The organism is Glaciimonas sp. Gout2 (genome assembly GCF_035018905.1).
In the GTDB taxonomy this organism is placed as follows: Bacteria; Pseudomonadota; Gammaproteobacteria; order Burkholderiales; family Burkholderiaceae_D; genus Glaciimonas.
The window spans coordinates 1-20,288 of record NZ_JASJXA010000042.1 but is presented as its reverse complement, the minus strand read 5'-3'; the positions used below and the strand labels follow the sequence as shown (position 1 = coordinate 20,288).

At 47.8% G+C, this 20,288-nt stretch carries 19 protein-coding genes and 1 pseudogene; 3 read left to right on the top strand and 17 right to left on the bottom strand.

From position 1 onward, the window contains the following. Positions 1–36 precede the first annotated feature (36 nt). From atpE to QN379_RS19775, 11 genes are all read right to left on the bottom strand, one after another. The gene (gene atpE / locus QN379_RS19825; protein WP_038494309.1) at positions 37–282 is read right to left on the bottom strand and encodes a F0F1 ATP synthase subunit C; all 246 of its coding nucleotides are present in this window, start codon (positions 280–282) and stop codon (positions 37–39) included. A gap of 141 nt (positions 283–423) precedes the next feature. Then, a complete protein-coding gene (atpB, locus tag QN379_RS19820; RefSeq protein ID WP_322234532.1) occupies positions 424–1,251 on the bottom strand; it encodes a F0F1 ATP synthase subunit A in 828 nt (275 codons plus the stop codon). Continuing rightward, positions 1,248–1,592, bottom strand: coding sequence for an ATP synthase subunit I (locus QN379_RS19815; RefSeq protein WP_322234530.1), 345 nt, complete (start codon positions 1,590–1,592; stop codon positions 1,248–1,250). The genes atpB and QN379_RS19815 overlap by 4 nt, the downstream gene beginning before the upstream one ends. A gap of 131 nt (positions 1,593–1,723) precedes the next feature. Continuing rightward, entirely contained in the window at positions 1,724–2,317 is a 594-nt protein-coding gene (locus QN379_RS19810; RefSeq protein ID WP_323507386.1) for an alpha/beta hydrolase, read from the bottom strand. 115 nt (positions 2,318–2,432) lie between these two features. Continuing rightward, positions 2,433–3,332: a ParB/RepB/Spo0J family partition protein gene (locus tag QN379_RS19805; RefSeq protein WP_322234526.1), complete on the bottom strand. Its 900-nt coding sequence runs from the start codon at positions 3,330–3,332 to the stop codon at positions 2,433–2,435. Between the two features lie 18 nt (positions 3,333–3,350). Beyond that, complete coding sequence (locus tag QN379_RS19800; RefSeq protein ID WP_322234524.1) at positions 3,351–4,121, bottom strand: ParA family protein; 771 nt, start codon at positions 4,119–4,121, stop codon at positions 3,351–3,353. A gap of 173 nt (positions 4,122–4,294) precedes the next feature. Next, entirely contained in the window at positions 4,295–4,951 is a 657-nt protein-coding gene (gene leuE, locus QN379_RS19795; RefSeq protein ID WP_323507384.1) for a leucine efflux protein LeuE, read from the bottom strand. Between the two features lie 7 nt (positions 4,952–4,958). Continuing rightward, positions 4,959–5,513: a lipocalin family protein gene (locus QN379_RS19790; protein WP_323507383.1), complete on the bottom strand. Its 555-nt coding sequence runs from the start codon at positions 5,511–5,513 to the stop codon at positions 4,959–4,961. Further along, positions 5,510–6,181, bottom strand: a complete 672-nt coding sequence (rsmG, locus tag QN379_RS19785; RefSeq protein WP_323507382.1) for a 16S rRNA (guanine(527)-N(7))-methyltransferase RsmG — start codon at positions 6,179–6,181, stop codon at positions 5,510–5,512. The genes QN379_RS19790 and rsmG overlap by 4 nt, the downstream gene beginning before the upstream one ends. A gap of 131 nt (positions 6,182–6,312) precedes the next feature. Beyond that, positions 6,313–8,250: a tRNA uridine-5-carboxymethylaminomethyl(34) synthesis enzyme MnmG gene (mnmG, locus tag QN379_RS19780; protein WP_323507381.1), complete on the bottom strand. Its 1,938-nt coding sequence runs from the start codon at positions 8,248–8,250 to the stop codon at positions 6,313–6,315. 308 nt (positions 8,251–8,558) lie between these two features. After that, positions 8,559–9,332 (bottom strand): sulfite exporter TauE/SafE family protein, encoded by a 774-nt coding sequence (locus QN379_RS19775; protein ID WP_323507380.1) that lies wholly within the window; start codon positions 9,330–9,332, stop codon positions 8,559–8,561. 397 nt (positions 9,333–9,729) lie between these two features. Here QN379_RS19775 and QN379_RS19770 point away from each other — a divergent pair, with 397 nt between their 5' ends. From QN379_RS19770 to QN379_RS19760, 3 genes and pseudogenes are all read left to right on the top strand, one after another. Then, positions 9,730–10,983, top strand: a complete 1,254-nt coding sequence (locus tag QN379_RS19770; protein WP_323507378.1) for a TonB-dependent receptor plug domain-containing protein — start codon at positions 9,730–9,732, stop codon at positions 10,981–10,983. A 122-nt stretch (positions 10,984–11,105) separates the two neighbouring features. After that, positions 11,106–12,047 (top strand): annotated as a pseudogene (locus tag QN379_RS19765) (TonB-dependent receptor). Positions 12,048–12,229: 182 nt separating this feature from the next. After that, complete coding sequence (locus QN379_RS19760; RefSeq protein WP_322234508.1) at positions 12,230–12,508, top strand: ChuX/HutX family heme-like substrate-binding protein; 279 nt, start codon at positions 12,230–12,232, stop codon at positions 12,506–12,508. A gap of 262 nt (positions 12,509–12,770) precedes the next feature. Here QN379_RS19760 and QN379_RS19755 read toward each other — a convergent pair whose 3' ends face one another. The 6 genes from QN379_RS19755 to QN379_RS19730 form a co-directional block, all read right to left on the bottom strand. After that, positions 12,771–13,745 (bottom strand): branched-chain amino acid ABC transporter permease, encoded by a 975-nt coding sequence (locus tag QN379_RS19755; RefSeq protein ID WP_323507377.1) that lies wholly within the window; start codon positions 13,743–13,745, stop codon positions 12,771–12,773. 95 nt (positions 13,746–13,840) lie between these two features. Beyond that, complete coding sequence (locus QN379_RS19750; protein WP_322234502.1) at positions 13,841–14,725, bottom strand: branched-chain amino acid ABC transporter permease; 885 nt, start codon at positions 14,723–14,725, stop codon at positions 13,841–13,843. Between the two features lie 350 nt (positions 14,726–15,075). After that, a complete protein-coding gene (locus QN379_RS19745; RefSeq protein WP_323507393.1) occupies positions 15,076–16,284 on the bottom strand; it encodes an ABC transporter substrate-binding protein in 1,209 nt (402 codons plus the stop codon). Positions 16,285–16,411: 127 nt separating this feature from the next. Beyond that, a complete protein-coding gene (locus tag QN379_RS19740) occupies positions 16,412–17,170 on the bottom strand; it encodes an ABC transporter ATP-binding protein (protein ID WP_323507392.1) in 759 nt (252 codons plus the stop codon). A gap of 11 nt (positions 17,171–17,181) precedes the next feature. After that, positions 17,182–17,952 (bottom strand): ABC transporter ATP-binding protein, encoded by a 771-nt coding sequence (locus QN379_RS19735; protein WP_322234499.1) that lies wholly within the window; start codon positions 17,950–17,952, stop codon positions 17,182–17,184. Positions 17,953–18,201: 249 nt separating this feature from the next. Further along, positions 18,202–19,830, bottom strand: coding sequence for a GMC family oxidoreductase (locus QN379_RS19730; protein ID WP_322234497.1), 1,629 nt, complete (start codon positions 19,828–19,830; stop codon positions 18,202–18,204). Positions 19,831–20,288 lie beyond the last annotated feature (458 nt).

Here is a 20,288-nt window from a genome sequence, read left to right as displayed (position 1 = left end):
ATTTCAGCAAAATGAGAATCGGCTATGTTGCCCGAATTACTTAGGGACGAATGGATTTGCGAAAGCGAACAACATGGCGATACCAACACCGATCAGGAACGCAGCGTCGATCAAACCAGCTAGCAAGAACATTTTAGTTTGCAAAGTGTTCATCAGTTCTGGCTGGCGTGCGGATGCCTCAAGGTATTTACCGCCCATGATAGCGATACCGATACAAGCACCGATTGCGCCCAAACCAATAATCAAACCACAAGCCAAAGCAACAAAAGAGAGATCCGTCATGACAATTCCTTCAAAGTTAAAGTTAATACAAAAGGCAAATCAAAAAAATAAAAACTACAAAACCTACCAACCGATGTGGATCCCCGCTCGTGACGCTTGGCTAAATGCCTGCGCGCCTAGAGCGGATTTACCATCCAAAGCTTAATGTTTTTCGTGCGCCTGGCCGATGTAGACCAACGTCAGCATCATAAAAATAAATGCTTGTAGCAACACGATCAAGATATGGAAAATCGCCCAAATCGAACCGGCAATTACGTGTCCGACGAAACCAAAAGTGGTCGCCGCAGAACCCAGCAATGCAATCAACAGGAACAACAATTCGCCGGCATACATATTGCCGAACAGTCGCATCCCCAGAGATACGGTTTTTGCAGCGAATTCAATCAGGTTCAAAAGTAGGTTAAACGGGGCAAGCCAAATACCGAACGGTGCAGCCAGCAATTCGTGCACAAAGCCGCCAACGCCCTTGATCTTGACGCTGTAATACAACATCAGAACCAGAACGCCCAACGCGATACCCATTGTGCCGTTCAAATCGGCAGTTGGTACGGCGCGATGGTGGGAAATAATGCCATCCAGACCAACCAGTTTAAAGAAGCTCGAAAACATATCGACCGGCAAGAAGTCGAGCGAGTTCATCAAAGCAACCCAAACGAATACGGTCAATGCAAGTGGCGCGATAAAACTGCGATCACCGTGGACGATTTCTTTCGATTGGTTTTCTACCATCTCAACCATCATCTCGACGAAAGCCTGAAAACGTCCAGGTACACCGGCGGTCGCGTTACGCGCTGCCAGAAACATCAGCACGCAGCCAACGACACCCGCAAAAACGGACCAAAAAACGGTGTCGATATTAATGATTGAAAAGTCCACAATCTTGGATTGGTGACCGGTGGCAAGATGTCCGAGGTGATGGACAATATATTCGGAGGGGGTAAGTTGTGCGTCGAGTACAGCTGCAGTCATGATTGGCGTCTAAATAGTAAGATAAAGTAACTTTTCAGCACCACGATGAAGCTGACGACAAAAGCCAGCCAATTAACACCGTGGTACAACCATACAACTGCGCCCAAGAGCGCAACCGTCGTAGCAATTTTGATAAATTCACCGATAAAAAAAGATATCGGATCAGCGCCGCCAGGTTTCCGCGCGCTGAAAAAAAGTCGTAATGCAAATAGTCCGTTCGGTACCGCGCAACACAATCCACCGAGCAGTGCAGAAATAAATCCCGTCATACCGCCCAATAATCCTGCTACACCGGCCACAAACACAGTGACAATAAATTGCAAGAGCACAATACGCAACATATTGATCCCATGTTATTCAATGCCGTGCGTCAGAAAGGTGCGCTTACGGCAATTTTAGAAACCCGCGGATTATACGATCAGCGTGTTGTTTTCGTCAAACTTTTGCAAAAGAATCATGAGCTTATATGATTCTATACAACAGATTGCATGCGACCAACTTGCGCCAACCACGTCCGACCTTGTTGCCAATCACGCAACCCGCTCGCCGCGTTTAGGTGACCAAGTGCACCAATATTGTGAAACGTGGCCTTCCAGTCGGCCGAAAAACTTTGTATTTTGGTTATTTCACACCAAGAATCGTTGTCCGATCCAACGACGATGGTATCAAACGGCAACGCCATCCTTGGCATCCGCCCGAAGTCACGTACCGAGGCTGGGAAGTCGGCGCGCTCCACGTCCGGCGGCGCGACCAGCAGCGCACCTTTGACCATTGCTGCACTCCCTTGGCAATTACCATGCTCCGCTACCCACCACGCCACCAGTGCACATCCCAGACTGTGTGCAGCTAAAACCACGGGACCGTTCGATGCCTGAATTGCTGCGTCCAGAGTATTAACCCAATCTTGACGGCATGGGGTGTCCCAATCTTGCTGCTGCACGCGTTGAGCAGTTGGCAACATCTGCTCCCAATATGTTTGCCAGTGACCATCGCCAGAATTATTAAGTCCCGGCAACAGAAGAATGGTTGGCGCTGCGGCAGCTGATACGGCGGATGGCACGGGCATAATAAAGCCACTTCTTTATCAAGACTAGAATGCAGGATATTAAATGGTAAACACGCAATACGACGATCACTATATCCAAGAGACACCGAAGATACCGAAGATACCGAAGATATTTTTATTCGGGGCCTCTCAACCGTGCAATTAATCCATCCAGCGTATCAAGATCGGAGAAATCGATAATCAATTGGCCGCGATTCTTTGCGCCGGTCTTGATTGCCACCGTCGTGGCAAGCATATCCGACAGTTCTTCTTCCAGCCGTGCGATATCGCGAGATTTTTCCTTGCCTTTGCCGACCGGTCGCGCAATAGCATTCTGTTCGGCTGTCGTGCGCGTAACCAGTTTTTCCGCGTCTCGCACCGACATCCGCTTGGCCACGACCTGATTCGCCAACGTAATCTGTGTAGCGGCGTCGACAGCCAGCAATGCACGCGCATGGCCCATGTCAATGTCGCCCGCCATCAGCATGGTTTGAACCGGCTTGGCGAGATTGAGCAAACGCAGCAGATTAGAGACCGCACTGCGTGATCGGCCTACCGACAGCGCCGCCTTTTCATGGGTGAAATCAAAATCGGTAATCAGACGATGGATACCTTGCGCCTCTTCTAGTGGATTCAAATCCTCTCGCTGGATGTTTTCGATCAACGCCATGGCTGCGGTGGTCTGATCGTCGACATCTTTGACCAATACCGGCACTTCGGTCAGACCAGCAATTTGCGCCGCACGAAAACGTCGTTCACCGGCAATAATCTCATAATGCTGCGCACCATTGCGCAAGGCAATTGGCCGCACCAAAATCGGCTGCAGCAAACCTTGTTCTTTTATCGATGCGGCCAGTTCGGTCAGTGCGCCTTCGTCCATGCGGGTACGCGGCTGATACTTACCGGCCTGCATCACCAGAACCGGCAGCACCGAGGGCGCGCCTGCGATGGTTGGCACCGCTTCGGTAATATCAGTGGAACCGCCTAGCAACGCATCCAGACCGCGCCCCAAACCTTTTGATTTTTTCGTAACCATATTAATTTACCTTGCCAATCACATTGTTTTGATGCGCTCGACCATCTCGGCACCAAACGCAATATAAGCTTGCGCACCTTTGGAGGCGGGATCAAAGCAAACACCGGGCATCCCATACGATGGCGCTTCGGCCAGACGCACATTGCGCGGAATTACCGTTTTAAAAACTTTATCGCCAAAGTGTTGCTCAAGCTCTGCCGACACCTGCTGCGACAACGTCATACGCGGATCAAACATCACGCGCAACAAACCGATTATTTTTAAATCGGTATTCAAATTGGCATGCACTTTTTTGATGGTATTCACCAAGTCCGACAGCCCTTCGAGGGCATAGTATTCGCACTGCATCGGGATAATTACACCGTTTGCTGCGCACAGTCCATTTAACGTCAACAACGATAGTGCCGGTGGACAATCAATCAGAATAAAATCATAGTCATCCGCAATGCTGGCAATCGCATCCTTGAGACGCTTTTCACGATTTTCCAGCTCAACCATTTCGACTTCGGCACCAGCTAACTCGCGATTGGCGGGCAGCACATCAAAATTGCCGGTTTCCGACACAACGCGAACACTTTTGATATCAGCCATCCCGAGTAATACCTCGTAGATCGATCCTTTTAGCGTGCCTTTGTTGATGCCGGCACCCATTGTTGCATTGCCTTGCGGATCGAGGTCAGCCAACAATACACGCTGATTTAGTTGCGCCAGGCCAGCGGCTAGGTTCACAGCAGTGGTGGTCTTGCCAACTCCGCCTTTTTGATTGGCGACGCAGAAAATTTTTGCCATAAGGTGATATTTTTTTAGTATGTAGTGCGTTAAGGCTTGCGCAAAATTGTTCCGACAACGCACTTGTAAAATTGCATTAACTTGGATCACCTATAAAAAACATCCAGGCCCGGTCAAGGTAACAATCCGACTATCGTTGCTGGAGCAATTTTGCGTACGTCCACAAAATGTATTTAATTCGTCGTGATTTTAATGCCAAAACCTATCAGAAAAATCCCTGCCGCTTTGGAAGCGAACGCAGCGAGAAGGCGGTGACGCGCCAAATGTTTAGCCGCTGCATTTCCCAATACCACAAGTAGACTACCGTAAATCAAGCTGCAACTGGAAATGATTGCACCCATCGTCAGAAAAGTAATGCTGCCACGTTGTGAGACCGGATCAATAAACAACGGAAAAAAAGCCATATAAAAAATGATCGCCTTTGGGTTGATCAAGGTCACGAAAAACCCGCGACGCCAATCCACGGTATGGGAAAAAGAAACACCGGCATCGACAGTCACTTTTCTACTTTCGGGCTCGCCCTTCCCTTTTGCGCGCAATAATTTAATGCCAAGATAGACAAGATAGATGGCCCCAATAGCTTGCACGCCTTTGAATAACAGCAGATTCGCGTGCAACAATGCCGCAACCCCGATCGCCGCCAAAAACATCAGTACCGCATCGCCCACCATCATCCCGATCAAGGCAGCAAATCCGCCACGCAAACCATTCTTGGCAGCGCTCGTCAGAATGCAAAACGTCCCTGGTCCCGGCAACATCAAAAACACCGCCATCGCAGCAATTAAATGCCACACTTCAGTGATACCAAGTAGGTGAAAATAAGCGTTCATAAAGAGCTCAGTCTTGCTTGGTTTTAACGAGTTGGCTCACGTCGAACCCTTGCCTCGCAACCTTCTGAATCGCGGCCTGATAACTGAATTCTGGCAAGCTGGGTGATCGCGAAAGTATCCATAAATAATTACGCCCGGGTTCACCCACTACCGCATAAGAATAATCGGGTGCCAAATCCAATACCCAATAATCACCCCAAACAAACGGCAACCATGACAACCACGCTGGCGCAAAGCGCACTTTTAATTTGGAATTGGTAGCGCTACCTGAACTATCTGCGAGACGAGCAACCCCAATGGCTTCATCCACCGAGCCGTCATTTTTTTGACAGCGATTTATCACGTCAATACGCCCGTCCACGCGCGTGCGATATTCAGCGGTAACGTTACCGGCACAGGACTTTTGAAAGCGATTCGGAAAACGTGCAATCTCATACCACTTACCGGCGTACCGATTTAAATCGATGGACGGCACCGCCACCACATTTTGGGCGAGGGTTACTGAAGGTGTTAATATGGCAAAAAATGAAAAAGATATTGAAAATATAATATTTCTCATCATCCTATCGCTCGCTTAATGGTAATCAAATGACGTTCGGCGTCCAGCCCCGGCACCGCGATCCGACGTACCTCGGCGACTTCCCATCCTGCTGGTAGCCGCTCAATCTCTGCGGCTGGTTGCAGACCCTTAAGGGCGATAAACTGACCACCGTCTGCCAATAAATGCGCCGACCAGTTGATAAAGTCAGACAGTTCAGCAAAGGCGCGCGATGTAATGACATCAAACTTATGTGGTACTTCAAGCTCTTCAACTCTGGCAGTGTGAACACGGACATTTTTTAGTCCCATTTCTGCCTTAACTTGCGTCAAAAATGCCGTTTTTTTATGTACCGTATCGATCATGGAAACGCGCATATCCGGCTGCGATGTCATCGCCCAAATCGCTAATATAATCCCAGGCAAGCCACCGCCGGCCCCAACATCCAGCACGTTTTGTGCACCAGAAAAGGCAGGAACCACCGCCAGTGAATCCAGCAAGTGATGCGTCATCATCTGATCCGGCGCGCGAATTGACGTCAGGTTATAGGTTTTGTTCCACTTCGCCAGCATCGCCAGATAGGTCAACAATTGCGCTTGCTGAAGGCCATTGAGCGCTATGCCCAAAGTCTTCGCTCCATCACGCAAAGTGGCGGCGAGCGCGCCGCAAGCGCTGGTATCTACTTCACTCATCCTGACAATCCTTCAGTATCTCGACCATGTTGCGGCAATAATGCATAGCGATTAAGCGTGAACCAAGCATGAACCAAGCACGAATCAAGCACGAATCAAGCATTAATTCAGCCTTGATTAAGCCATAAGTCCTAAGCCGCCTGATCACTTTTATCAGCTAGCTTGTCCATTTTTTTCATGGTGCCTTTTTTTACGTGTACCAGCAACAAGGACAACGCGGCTGGCGTCACACCGGCAATGCGTGAAGCCTGGCCGAAGGTTTCCGGACGATGCTGATGCAATTTTTGGCGCACTTCCATCGACAGAGACTGCACTTGCATGTAATCAAAGTCTGTTGGAAATTTAAGATTTTCACTATGCTCGTGGCGCTCTACTTCACGCGCCTGACGGTCAATGTATCCAGCATATTTAAGTTGAATTTCGACCTGCTCTTTGACCGTACCATCCGCAACGCCGGGCCCACCCAAGACCTGACCGTCAATGCCCGTCAGCGTCATTAATGCATCGTAAGAGACGTTGGGACGACGCAGCAAATCTGATAGCGCGTACTCGCGCTGAATTGCCACTCCAACAACTCTCTCAGCTTCTGCATCGGATAAAATGCGTGGGTTCACCCACGTGGAACGCAGCCGCTCCATTTCAAGCGCGACGGCTTCGCGTTTTTTCTCGAATTGCTCCCATTGCGCATCACCAACACAACCCAACCGGCGGCCAATCTCAGTCAAACGTAAATCGGCATTGTCCTCACGCAGACTTAAGCGATATTCGGCACGGCTGGTGAACATACGATACGGCTCAAGTACACCTTGCGTAATCAAATCGTCGACCAGCACGCCTAGATAAGCCTCATCCCGTCTTGGGGTCCAGGCATCACGCTCTTGCGTCTGCAAAGCCGCGTTTAAGCCCGCCAGCATGCCTTGGGCGGCCGCCTCTTCGTAGCCTGTTGTGCCATTGATCTGACCGGCAAAGTAGAGTCCGTTGATGAGTTTTGTTTCCAATGATGCTTTAAGGCCGCGTGGATCGAAATAGTCATATTCGATGGCGTAACCGGGACGCAAAATGTGGGCATTTTCCAGTCCCTTCATTGATCGGACCAATGCCAGCTGTACGTCAAACGGCAAACTTGTAGAAATCCCATTCGGATAATATTCATTGGTCGTCAAGCCTTCTGGCTCCAGAAAAATCTGGTGCGAGTCCTTACCTGCAAAGCGATGAATTTTATCTTCGATCGATGGGCAATATCGCGGGCCGACACCCTCAATGACTCCGGTGTACATCGGGCTACGATCAAGGCCAGCACGAATAATGTCATGCGTCTGCAAATTGGTGTGCGTAATCCAGCAAGGCATCTGAGCTGGGTGCATTGCCGCGTTACCCATCACCGAAAACACCGGAACGGGATCCAGATCGCCTGGTTGCGGCTGCATGACCGAAAAATCGATTGTGCGGCCATCAATCCGTGGCGGCGTACCGGTTTTTAGCCGGCCTTGCGGCAGCTTCAATTCTTTCAAGCGAGCTGATAGTGAAATCGCAGGAGGATCACCCGCCCTGCCCGCCGCATAGTTATTTAAGCCAACGTGAATTTTTCCATCGAGAAACGTTCCGGTGGTCAGAACCACAGCACGACTAAGGAAGCGAATACCAACTTGCGTGACCGCACCTATCACACGATCGCCTTCAACGATCAGATCATCAACAGCCTGCTGGAATAGCCATAGATTCGGCTGATTCTCGAGCCGCGAACGTATCGCCTGTTTGTATAGTATGCGGTCTGCCTGAGCACGCGTGGCGCGCACTGCTGGGCCTTTGGATGAATTTAATATCCTGAACTGAATACCAGCCTCATCGGTCGCGATCGCCATCGCCCCACCCATTGCATCAACCTCTTTTACGAGGTGGCCTTTACCAATGCCACCAATGGAGGGATTGCATGACATCTGACCCAAAGTCTCGATATTATGGGTTAGCAGCAAGGTTTTTTGACCCATACGCGCAGAGGCCAAGGCAGCTTCGGTACCGGCATGACCGCCACCGACAACGATTACATCAAAATTTGTAGGAAAGAGCATAATGCGCCTCGATGAGAGGGTGAACAGAGGCGTGATTATAAATCCATTTCACGTTGACCGCCCACTTGTTGACTCGGTTGTGGTAAAGCAGCCGTGTTCCCACGACACTTGAGCTTTTACCACAATTCAAACATTAGTAAGTAACAAACTTATCCGAGAGATATGTTCAAACGATTCGCGAAAATATGTAAAGGCGGATTTACGGATGGTTCCACGTGAAACAATTGCGACTCGTTTTGACGTTCACTATCTTAAACCAAACAAATCTTTCGTTTTTGAAACCCCGTTGTTCCACGTGAAACCATTTATTATTTTAAAAACGCATCGTAAGCTGTTTTTAATATTAAGACCGATACCACCACCAAAAATAATTTACGAACAAATCCACTGCCGTGCTTTATGGCCAATCGCGTACCCACTAGCGAACCTGCGACATTACAGATCGCCATTAGCAACGCGAGTTGCCAAAGAATATGTCCGCTGTAGCCAAACCAAAGCAATGCCGCAAAATTGGTCGCGACGTTCACAACCTTTGATACAGCAGAGGCAGCGAGGAAGTCAAATCCAAAAAACCGCACAAATAAGAAAATCAGGAAGCTACCTGTGCCAGGACCAAAAAGACCGTCATAAAATCCGATTCCACAACCAATCAGTATCGCAATGACCAATTCTTTAGATCCATTATGGCGGGGCGCATGAATACTGCCGAAATCCTTCTTGGCAAAGGTGTATGCCGCAACCGCTAGCAAAATAAATGGCAGACTTTTACGGATCGCATCCGTCGGTATATGAGTGACCGTATATGCACCCAGAAATGCAAATACAAAAGCGGCACCTGCTGCGGGCAACGCTGCCCGCCAGGCCAAACGAACTCTTCGCCCATAGTTGATGGCAGCAGCAGTCGTGCCAAAGATACCGGCCAACTTGTTGGTTCCAAGTACCGTCGCTGGCACGGTGTTAGGCAACATGGAAAATAAAGCCGGGATTTGGATCAATCCTCCTCCACCCACCACGGCGTCAATTAATCCAGCGAGAAATCCGGCTATGGCGAGAAGCCCAAAGTTAAATATTAAGTCAGGCATGTTCAATCCCTATTGTGGCCGCGATTTGTCGCATGATACCGATATAAGATGATCCAGTACACGGCACGTAAATGTAAATGTAAATGTAAAAAATCTTTACCAGGTTACAGCCCACAATTTTACCTATACACAACAATAACCGCCCTTCTTTACTGCCCATTCATTCAAAGTTGATGCGGCAAGCAGACAATCACCTGCCCCAACCTGACCGACTTAACTTCAGGTCGCCACGGACAACGGAAACCTTGCAAATAGGAATTATTCTCATCTATAATGATTCTTCATTAGTCTTGTAGCGACTTCCTGCTCACGCAAGCTTCCATTCCCGCAACTTATCTAAGCCAGCCGCAACATACCGTCGCCAGCCAATAAGCTTTTTATTGACCTTGGAGTACGTATGTTTGCCTCTTCATCCCAGCTTCCTTTATCGAAGCCTACCGCCGCCATGCGCGCGGGCACAAGCCCTTCTACTCGCGCTGTTATTCGCTTTATCGCTTTCGTTGCCACTGTTTACTCGTTACCGAGCTCAGCGCAGTCGCTGCAAACAAGCCCCGCCACAACATCAACGCTAGCCGCCTATAACTCTCATCCCGATCTTGCTCTGGAAGAAATATCAGTAACAGCTTCACGATCCGAAAAGCCTTTATCCAGAACGCCGAGCAGTATTTCAGTCATAAATGCCGCCGCCATGGAAGAGCAGCAAGCCAAGGATATTAAGGATTTGCTACGATACGAACCCGGTGTTACGGTTCGACGCGGGCCCTACCGCCCCGCATCCGCAGCCACTGCTGGCGGTCGTGGCGGCAACGAAGGCATCAATATTCGCGGGCTAGAAGGCAATCGTATCTTGCTAATGGAAGATGGCATTCGTTTGCCGAGTGCATTTTCCTTCGGCCCTTTAGAGGCCGGGCGCGGCGACTATGGCGAGATGGATCTCTACAAACGGGTGGAAATATTGCGCGGACCCGCCTCGTCCATGTACGGTAGCGATGGCCTGACCGGTGCGGTCAACTTCATCACCGAAGACCCCGGCGACTTTCTTGATATCTTCAAAAAACCAACATATTTTTCTATCAAACCATCCTACAATTCCATTGATGGCAGTATCTCTACTACGGCGGTAGCGGCGTTCGACGGTGAACGCTTTGAAGCCATGTTAATCGCCAATAAAAGACAGGACCATGAAGTCACAAACCAGGCCCAACGTCATATCCTCGGGCCGAATCGTGATGCCGCAACTCCTCAAGACAGTGACAGCAATTCATTACTCGGCAAAGTAGTCTTCACAGCAAGTCCGCGCGACAAATTGACCCTTACCCTTACCCATCAAGAAGGGGAGACTACTTCAGACGTCTTGTCAGCCATTACGCCGACCACTTTGGCCCTGCGCGCAAAAGACAGCGTCGAACGCAATCGTGTCAGCTTTGATTACGATTTCAGCGATAACAAAGAAAATGGCAGTTGGCTGCTCCAGAACGCCCACGTGAAATTCTATTATCAAGACGCCAACAATCATCAAACTTCGTATGAACAGCGCAGACCTACTGCTGATCGGACCCGCGACAATATCTATAAAGAGAACACAATCGGCGGTTCGGCCCAGGCAGAAAGTGGATTCAGCACGGGCAGCCTGCAGCATAACTTAATCTAGGGCGTCGACACCAGCATGGCCCGCATCAGCGGTGCGCGTAACGGTACCGTACCGGGCGTTGGAGAGGCTCCTTTTCCAAACAAAGCCTTCCCTGACACGGACTACGGATTGTTTGGCGTTTTTTGCAAGATGAGATTGCACTCACTCCATATGGTGGTTTGACGCTGGTACCTGGATTGCGCTTTGATTCCTATCGGCTAACACCCAAAAGCAACGATCCGGCTTACACCGGTCACGCCACGCCCGCAAGCGGCAACGCCATCTCGCCGAGACTGGCTTTGATGCTTGAAATTAATCCAGCACTCGTACCCTACATTCAGTACGCACGCGGCTTCCGCACTCCGACGCCAAATCAGGTCAACAATAGCTTCGGAAATCCGATGTTCGGTTATGCCACTGTCGGCAATCCTGATCTAAAACCTGAAACCAGCAATACGATAGAGATTGGGTTGCGCGGCAAAATCTATGGCGACTTAGGCAACGTGCTGCGTTAAAGCACAGCCGCATTCACTGGTCGGTATCAAAACTTTACCTCACAGGAAATTGTCAGCGGCAGCGGTCGTCCCTACGTCGATCCTTACATTTTTCAATACATCAATCGCGGTGAGGCCCGAATTAGCGGATTGGAAGGAAGACTCGATTGGCAGTTTTCGAACGGCATCGGTATCAAAACCGGTATGGCTTACACCAAAGGTTCGACGCGGTCCAACGGCCAAAGCAATCCGCTCGACACCGTCAATCCCTTCATGGCGGTGCTCGGATTGCGCTACGAACCAAGCGAACGTTGGTTTGTGCAGGCAGACATCAACTATCAGTGCGGCAAGCGCCGTAAAGATATTTCTACGCCGACCTATTTCGCGCCACCCTCCTCTACTATCGCCGACCTGCGCGCCGGATTGAACTTCAGCAAATTTGCCACGCTGTACGCAGGAGTAAGCAATTTATTCGATAGCAAATATTGGAATTGGTCAGATGTACGCGGCTTAGCAGAAAGTTCCAATGTGAAAGACGCCTATACCGCACCCGGTCGCAATTTCACTGTCGGACTTAAATTGCAATACTAAAAAGAAAAATAATCATGCGCGACTCCATTCAATCCAAGCAGACTACGACAGCGTTTTTAAACGCCGACACATCTCAGGCAGAAGTGATTTCCAATCATCTGCAATAACTGCAATAAAAATTACGTCATCGCGAAGCGGCAGCGGCCATCGGTGTTGCCAGGTTCCAGGCGGCATCGAACGGTATGACTGACAAGCATCAATTTTTCAGCATACTGCGTGATGTTGGTCTGAGCCGCACGCAAGCATACCGTCTGGCAGCGCGGCAAACTGCACGTCAGGTCGACAATGGCGCATTAAAAGTAATCTTAACCGCCGCCGCTGTCAGCGCGTTACCGATTATGATTTTCGTCGGTAATAACGGGATGATTCAAATCCATTCTGTCCCTATTTCAAAGGTCAAAATAATGGGAACCTGGACGATGGAACGATACTGGTACAGGATGCGCCCACCATTACCATGACCTCGGAGACGGTCGAGACTTGTCTCGGAATCCAGGTTGAAGTCATAAAGCAAACGGGCAAACCGCCTTTTGCGATACCCATCAAATACCGATAAAAAAATCATCGACACAAGCTGGTAGCAGCAAACTGACGACCGCACATATCGTAACAATATATCGTGACAATAACAGAGCAAACAGAAACTAAAAAAGCCCGCGCAACTACTCTGCGCGGGCTTTAAACGGTGCAACAGTTTTGTCACCAAAGCTGTTCTGAAACTGTTTAATTATCAGCCACCCGGCGCTTAAACAACGCTCCGATTTCACCGACAATCCCGCGCCGGAACACCAGCACGCAGACAATAAATATAAAGCCAGTCACAATCGTCACCGATTCACCTAAACCATTAAACCAGTCGACATGCGTCACTACGGCCAACCAACTGCCGATATCACCCAGCTTATTTTCAAGCACAATGATAATCACAGCGCCGACAATAGGCCCCGTCAGCGTACCAAGGCCACCAACCAACGTCATCAATATCACAAGGCCAGACATGGTCCAGTGCACGTCTGTAAGCGTCTCAAAGCCCAACACAAGCGTTTTGGTTGCACCCGCCAGCCCAGTAAGTCCCGCCGATAAAACAAACGCCAGTAATTTGTACCTGTTCACATCGTAGCCAAGTGAAATCGCACGCGGCTCGTTTTCCTTGATGGCCTTCAGCACCTGACCAAAAGGTGAATTAATCGTCCGTACGATCAACGCAAATCCAAGTACCGCAATCGCCAGCACAACGTAATATAAAGTTAAGTCGCTATCAAGACTGATCAAGCCTAGTAACTTGCCACGTGGCACGCCTTGCAGACCATCTTCACCGCCAGTAAACGGTGCTTGCAGGCAAACGAAATATGCCATCTGTGCCAGCGCAAGGGTGATCATCGTGAAATAAATACCTTGTCGCCGAATCGCCAGACTACCCATTACCAAGCCAATCAATGCGCCCGTCAAGGTGCCAAGTATCAGCCCTACTTCTGTTGGCAAGCCCAATTTCGTCAACGTATAACCAGCAACATAACCGGCACCGCCGAAGAACGCAGCATGACCGAACGACAGCAAACCAGTAAAACCAATCAGCAAATTGAAAGCACATGCAAACAATGCAAAGCACAATACTTTCATCAAAAATACGGGATAGATACCAAACGGCGCGGCCAGCGCGGCGATCAATATCACACCATAGAGAACTTTTTTATTCATGCTGACCATCCTTGCATACGATTAGCGTCGTTGATAACTTGTTTGTTATAGCGTTTTTTTACCGAGAGGTAATAGCGCACGGAATAGCTCATTTTCTATTTTTCCTTGCCGAACAAACCAGCAGGACGAATCATCAAAACGATTGCCATGACAATAAAGACCACGGTAGCCGATGCTTCGGGATAAAAAACACGCGTCAGACCTTCAATGACACCCAACGCTAATCCAGTAATGATAGAGCCCATGATTGAACCCATGCCGCCAATCACTACCACCGCGAAAACAACGATAATAAGATTGGAACCCATCAACGGAGAGACTTGAATGACCGGCGCCGCCAGCACGCCGGCAAAGGCAGCCAACGCACCACCGAAACCGTAGGTGAGTGTCACCATCAATGGCACGTTGATACCAAAAGCCTCAACCAGTTTTGGGTTCTCCGTACCAGCACGCAAATAGGCGCCAAGCTTAGTTTTTTCGATGACAAACCAGGTCGCAAAACAAACGACTAGCGACGCAAATACGACCCACGCACGGTAGTTTGGCAATATCATAAATCCGATATCAGTCGCACCGCTCAGCAAGTCAGGGACCGAATACGGTTGACCGGAAACCCCGTAAAACGAGCGAAAAATACCTTCTACCATCAACGTAATACCGAAGGTCAGCAACAGACCATAAAGATGGTCAAGTTTGTACAGCCAGCGCAACATGGTTTTTTCGATGATGATGCCGAAAACACCAACGATCAACGGTGCCAGACCGAGCATGACCCAATAGTTCAGATTAAAATAAGACAATCCGATCCAGGCCAAAAATGCGCCCATCATGTACAACGCACCGTGCGCAAAATTAATTACATTAAGTAAGCCAAAGATTACCGCCAGGCCGAGCGATAACATGGCGTAAAAAGAACCATTGACCAAGCCCAGCAGTAGCTGACTCATCAAGGCTTGCAGAGGGATGCCGAACAATTCCATGGCAATGTCATCATAAAATCACACTCAATTCGGTCCTGAATTTTCGTCAAATTAATCGAGAATATACCTGACAACAGGTTACTTACCGATTACTTCAGCTAACAGTATCCTTGCTGACGCCTAAGCTCACTTTAAGCATGACGGCAGAAGAATTTTGGACAGAACTGGAATAGTGATGAATCATAAAAAAATACTCAGGCATATGTTTCACGACGCATATTGCGTCAGGCAAACGACATGCCGTGAGTGACGGACTTAGTTGTAATTCAGTTGCAGCTTATTCAGCGACAAAGAGCATCGTATTAACAAATATCAAAAATCCTGCTACCTGCTAATATCAACTACATCAATTATTTCCAAGTCGCGCATTTAGAATCTGCTTTAGACATAAATGCTTTTTCCGCAGGGATTGTTTGAATTTTATTGAGATAATCCCATGGATACTTTGACTCTGCCGGTGCCTTAACCTGATACAAGGTCATGTCATGCACCACGCGTCCGTCAGGGCGCAAGTAGGCGCCTTTGGTGTACATGTCGTTAAATTTTGTCTTGCGCAACTGTGCCATCACTTTTTCACCATCATCGGTACCGATGGCTTTCACTGCATTCAGATATTGCGTGGCCGCAGAATAGTCGGCTGCTTGCAAGCTCGATGGCTCTTTTTTCATTTTTGAAAAATATCGCTTGGCCCAGGCACGTGATTCATCGTTTTGATCCCAATACCAACTATCGGTCAAATACATTCCCTGGGTCTGCTTCAATGTCAGCGAATGAATATCATTGATAAAGACCAGTAAACCTGCCAGTTTGGCAGTCTTGGTAATACCAAATTCGTTTGCTGCTTTGACCGCATTAATGGTGTCGCCACCGGCGTTTGCCAATCCAATAATTTGCGCTTTGGATGCTTGTGCCTGCAACAGGAATGAAGAAAAATCAGATGCATTTAACGGATGCTTGACTGCACCTAAAACAGTTCCGCCTGATGCCTTCACCACGGCTGTTGTATCTTTTTCCAGCGAGTTTCCAAACGCATAATCAGCGGTCAGAAAATACCAGCTTTTACCGCCTTGCTTGACGACTGCAGAACCTGTTCCATTAGCCAATGCATAGGTGTCATACGCGTAATGCACCGTGTAAGGCGTGCACTCTTCGTTAGTCAAACGTGTGCTACCCGCGCCGATTTCAAAAAATGGCTTCTTCTTTTCAGTAGCAATTTTTGCCATCGCCAGCGCAGTGCCGGAATTGGTCCCACCGATCAACATATCCAGGCCTTGCTGATCAAACCATTCGCGCGCTTTGCTTGATGCAATGTCCGCTTTATTTTGATGGTCGGCCACGATTAATTCGATTTTTTTGCCGTTAATGCTTCCACCCATATCAGCGATAGCCATTCTGATTGCTTCTGCGCCGCCAGGGCCATCAATATCCGAATACACACTCGACATATCGGTAATAAAGCCAATCTTGATTGTATCGCCAGATATCTGTGCCGTGGCAGATCCAGCGACGCCAAACGCCAGTGTGGAAAATACTGCGAGTGATACTGCTTTCAATTTAATCTTCAATTTGCTCTCCATTTTTACCTGACAATCACGCATTTAGTGTGATCAGCTTATGTATTAGTATTATTTTTACTTTATTGTTTTTGCTTTATTATTTTTGTTTTTTTGTATTGACTACTATTTTTTAAACACCCAGTAACGTATTCAATACGGGCATTTTTTCTTGTAATTGTGAGGCACCAAATGTTTCCACTATCTGTCCATGTTCCATCACATAAAAGCGATCAGCTAACGGCGCTGCGAATCGAAAGTTCTGTTCCACCATAACGATGGTGTAACCCTTCTCTTTCAACAATAAAATCATACGCGCTAGAGTTTGAACAATCACCGGTGCAAGGCCCTCAGAAATTTCATCAAGCAACAGCAGCCGCGCGCCCGTACGCAAAATACGCGCCACCGCTAACATCTGCTGTTCACCACCAGACAACCGGGTTCCCTGACTATTTTTACGCTCCTCCAAATTAGGAAACATGTCGTAAATTTCTGCTATTGACATACCTTTGTCAGTTTTCGAAACAGACGGCGGCAAGAGCAAGTTTTCTTCGGTAGAAAGCGAAGAAAATATACCGCGTTCCTCAGGACAATAACCCAGACCAAGATGCGCAATTTTATGCGTTGGTAAGGAGATAGTTTCAACACCACCGACCTTTATAGACCCTTTACGCGTACCTGTTAATCCCATGATCGCGCGCATCGTAGTCGTCCGACCAGCACCGTTACGGCCCAGTAAAGTCACTACTTCGCCGGCATTTACCGTCAAATTCACGCTGTGTAAAATATGTGATTCGCCGTACCAAGCATGCAGATCGGTAATGCAAAGCGCAGGTGGTTTAACCGAATTACTGGACTTTTCCACTGTATTTTCAGAACCTTGCTGAGACATAACAGACGGCATTAATGCGCTCCTTCGAGTGTGCTTGCTTCAGTACCCATATACGCTTCCATTACAAGTGGATTAGTTGACACGGTTTTGTAGTCGCCTTCTGCCAAAATCGCGCCGCGCTGCAAGACGCTGATTTTGTCGCAAATACCGGCAACTACGCTCATATTGTGCTCAACCATCAGGATGGTTCTACCTGCCGAAACTTTCTTAATCAACGCTGTAACCCGATCCACGTCTTCATGTCCCATTCCCTGCGTCGGCTCATCAAGCAACATTAGTTCCGGATTCATACTTAGTGTTGTCGCAATTTCCAATGCCCGCTTACGACCATAAGGAAGATCAACGGTTAAGGTATCAGCGAATTCCGTCAAATCAACTTCTGCCAGCAGCTCCATTGCACGATCCCGTAACTGGGAAAGACTTTTGCTACTTTTCCAAAAGTGGAAAGAGGTGCCTAAATTGCGTTGCAAACCGATGCGAACATTTTCCATCACCGACAAATGCGGAAACACGGCTGAAATCTGAAAAGAACGAATAATCCCTTGTCGCGCAATTTGTGCAGGCGCAGAAAGGGTGATATCACGATTATTGAACAAAATTTGTCCGGTCGTCGGAATCAAAAATTTAGTTAGCAGATTAAAACAGGTCGTTTTGCCAGCACCATTAGGACCGATCAAAGCATGAATATGGCCGCGCTCAACTTGTAAATTGACATCACTTACCGCCGTAAAGCCTTTAAATTCTTTAGTCAGGCTTTTCGTTTCTAAGATGAAATCGCTCATCCTGTCTCCTTAGGGTTTTTCTTTGCACCGTGACAAGCCATCGGTACAAATTTTTTATTAGGTTGATAGCAACTGAAACTGGTTTGACGGATAGTACAGAGGACCAGAACACTGAGCAATACGTATAAGTACTAAACTCAAATCAACAACATTTTATGGTAATTTAAGCCACAGAAAATCGCGTCGTTACCAAGATGTTGGTTAATCTGTCGGAAACCCTGATTTGGCAAATCCAGCCGTAAGCCCGATCTATTCAGAAACCTTCTCCAAAATAAATTTAGCCGCCATTTCGGCAATCATAATAGTTGGTGAATTCGTATTTCCTGAAGTAATCGTTGGCATTATTGAAGCGTCTGCTACACGCAGTCTATTTACGCCAATTACACGTAATTTACTATCAACTACCGCTAATTTATCTGTTACTTTACCCATCATGCAAGTACCGACGGGGTGAAAAATAGTCGTACCCACGTTGCCCGCAGCGCGAATCAGGTCTTCTTCGGTTTGAAAATCGTTACCCGGCATAAACTCTGCTGGTGCATATTTTCGCAATGCGGGGGCCGCAGCAATCTTTCTTGTTAACACTACAGAAGCCGCGGCTACTTTACGGTCAAGCTCGGTAGAAAGGTAATTTAACGTGATTTTCGGGGCAACCATAGGATCACCCGACGCGACCCGAATATGACCACGAGACGTTGGTCGCAAATTACAAACGCTAGCGGTAAATGCAGGAAAATTATGCAGAGGATCGCCGAATTTTTCCAATGATAATGGCTGCACGTGGTACTGCAAATTAGGTGTTTCCTGGGTGGAATCGGATTTAGCAAACGCACCTAACTGCGATGGCGCCATCGACATTGGACCGCTGCGTGACAGCAAATATTCAAATCCAATTTTCATTTTCCCGACCCAATTGCTCGCCATCATGTTGAGCGTCTTCACGCCCGAGACTTTAAATCCCATGCGAATCTGCAAGTGATCCTGTAAATTCTCTCCAACACCTGGCAAATCATGCACAACCGGAATATGGTTTTGCTGCAAGAGCGTGGCTGGACCAATTCCCGAAAATTGTAAAATATGCGGCGAACCAATTGCTCCAGCACACAATAGAACTTCTTTAGCTGCTTCTGCCGACCATTCTTTGCCACCGCCTAAAAATTCAACACCTGTGCATTCCAAACCATTTTCACCGGCATTAATTTGAAGCCGTTTTACATGACAACCGGTCATGATTTCTAGATTTCCGCGGGTCGCTGCGGTACGTAAAAATGCTTTTGACGCATTCCATCGAATTCCACGCTTTTGATTGACATCAAAATAACCTACACCCTCGTTATTACCCTGATTGAAGTCATCCACTTTTGGGATACCCGTCTCAGCGGCGGCATCCCGAAAAGCATCCAGAATTTGCCATGACAATCGCTGTTTTTCCACTCTCCACTCTCCGCCCACTCCGTGAAAAGCGCTCGCTCCATTGTAGTGATCTTCACTTTTCTTAAAAAGTGGCAAAACATTTTCCCAACGCCAGGACGTATCACCAGTAATTGACGCCCATTGATCATAATCACGGGCTTGGCCTCGCATATAAATCATGCCGTTAATGGAAGAAGATCCACCAAGCACCTTTCCGCGTGGATAAATCAGGCTGCGATTGTTCAGTCCAGAATCAGGCTCAGTCCGATACAACCAATCGGTACGTGGATTATTAATGCAATAAAGATAACCTACCGGGATATGTATCCAAATGTAGTCGTCTTTTGCTCCCGCTTCAATCAATAGCACATTGACATTGGGGTTTCGTGTCAATCGATTAGCTAATACACAACCCGCAGTTCCTGCTCCAACAATAATGTAGTCGTACTTTCCTGCTACTTCCATTTGTCATCCTCATTTATAAGCTTGGTCGCTTAGTCTTTAAGACTCGTCCATCAGTTTTGTTGGCGGGCTTTTTATAAGTGGATATTAATTATTTTAATAATATGTTGCAATTAAGAAATATTATTTTAACGACAAGTCAAAGAGACTAATTTGACTCGACCATCAATTTGTAAAATCACATTCATACGATTTGGCAGGCCATCAAGTGTCATGTTTAAAAATCACTAACTTTTCACCTAAAAGAACGTGGGCTCATATCCTGTTTATTCATAAATGCTTATTTATCCACTTTGTTGCTTACTAGGAGCTTACCGACAACAAAAATATAGGCAAGCTATCCTTCTATTGGCAATAAGAAATGATTCCTTAAAGGAATAAATTGTTTTTTACAAACGGAATAAATGCTCGTTTTTGTTTTAAACGTTGCCAAAAAAAGTCGCTTTTACTCTTTTTTTCCT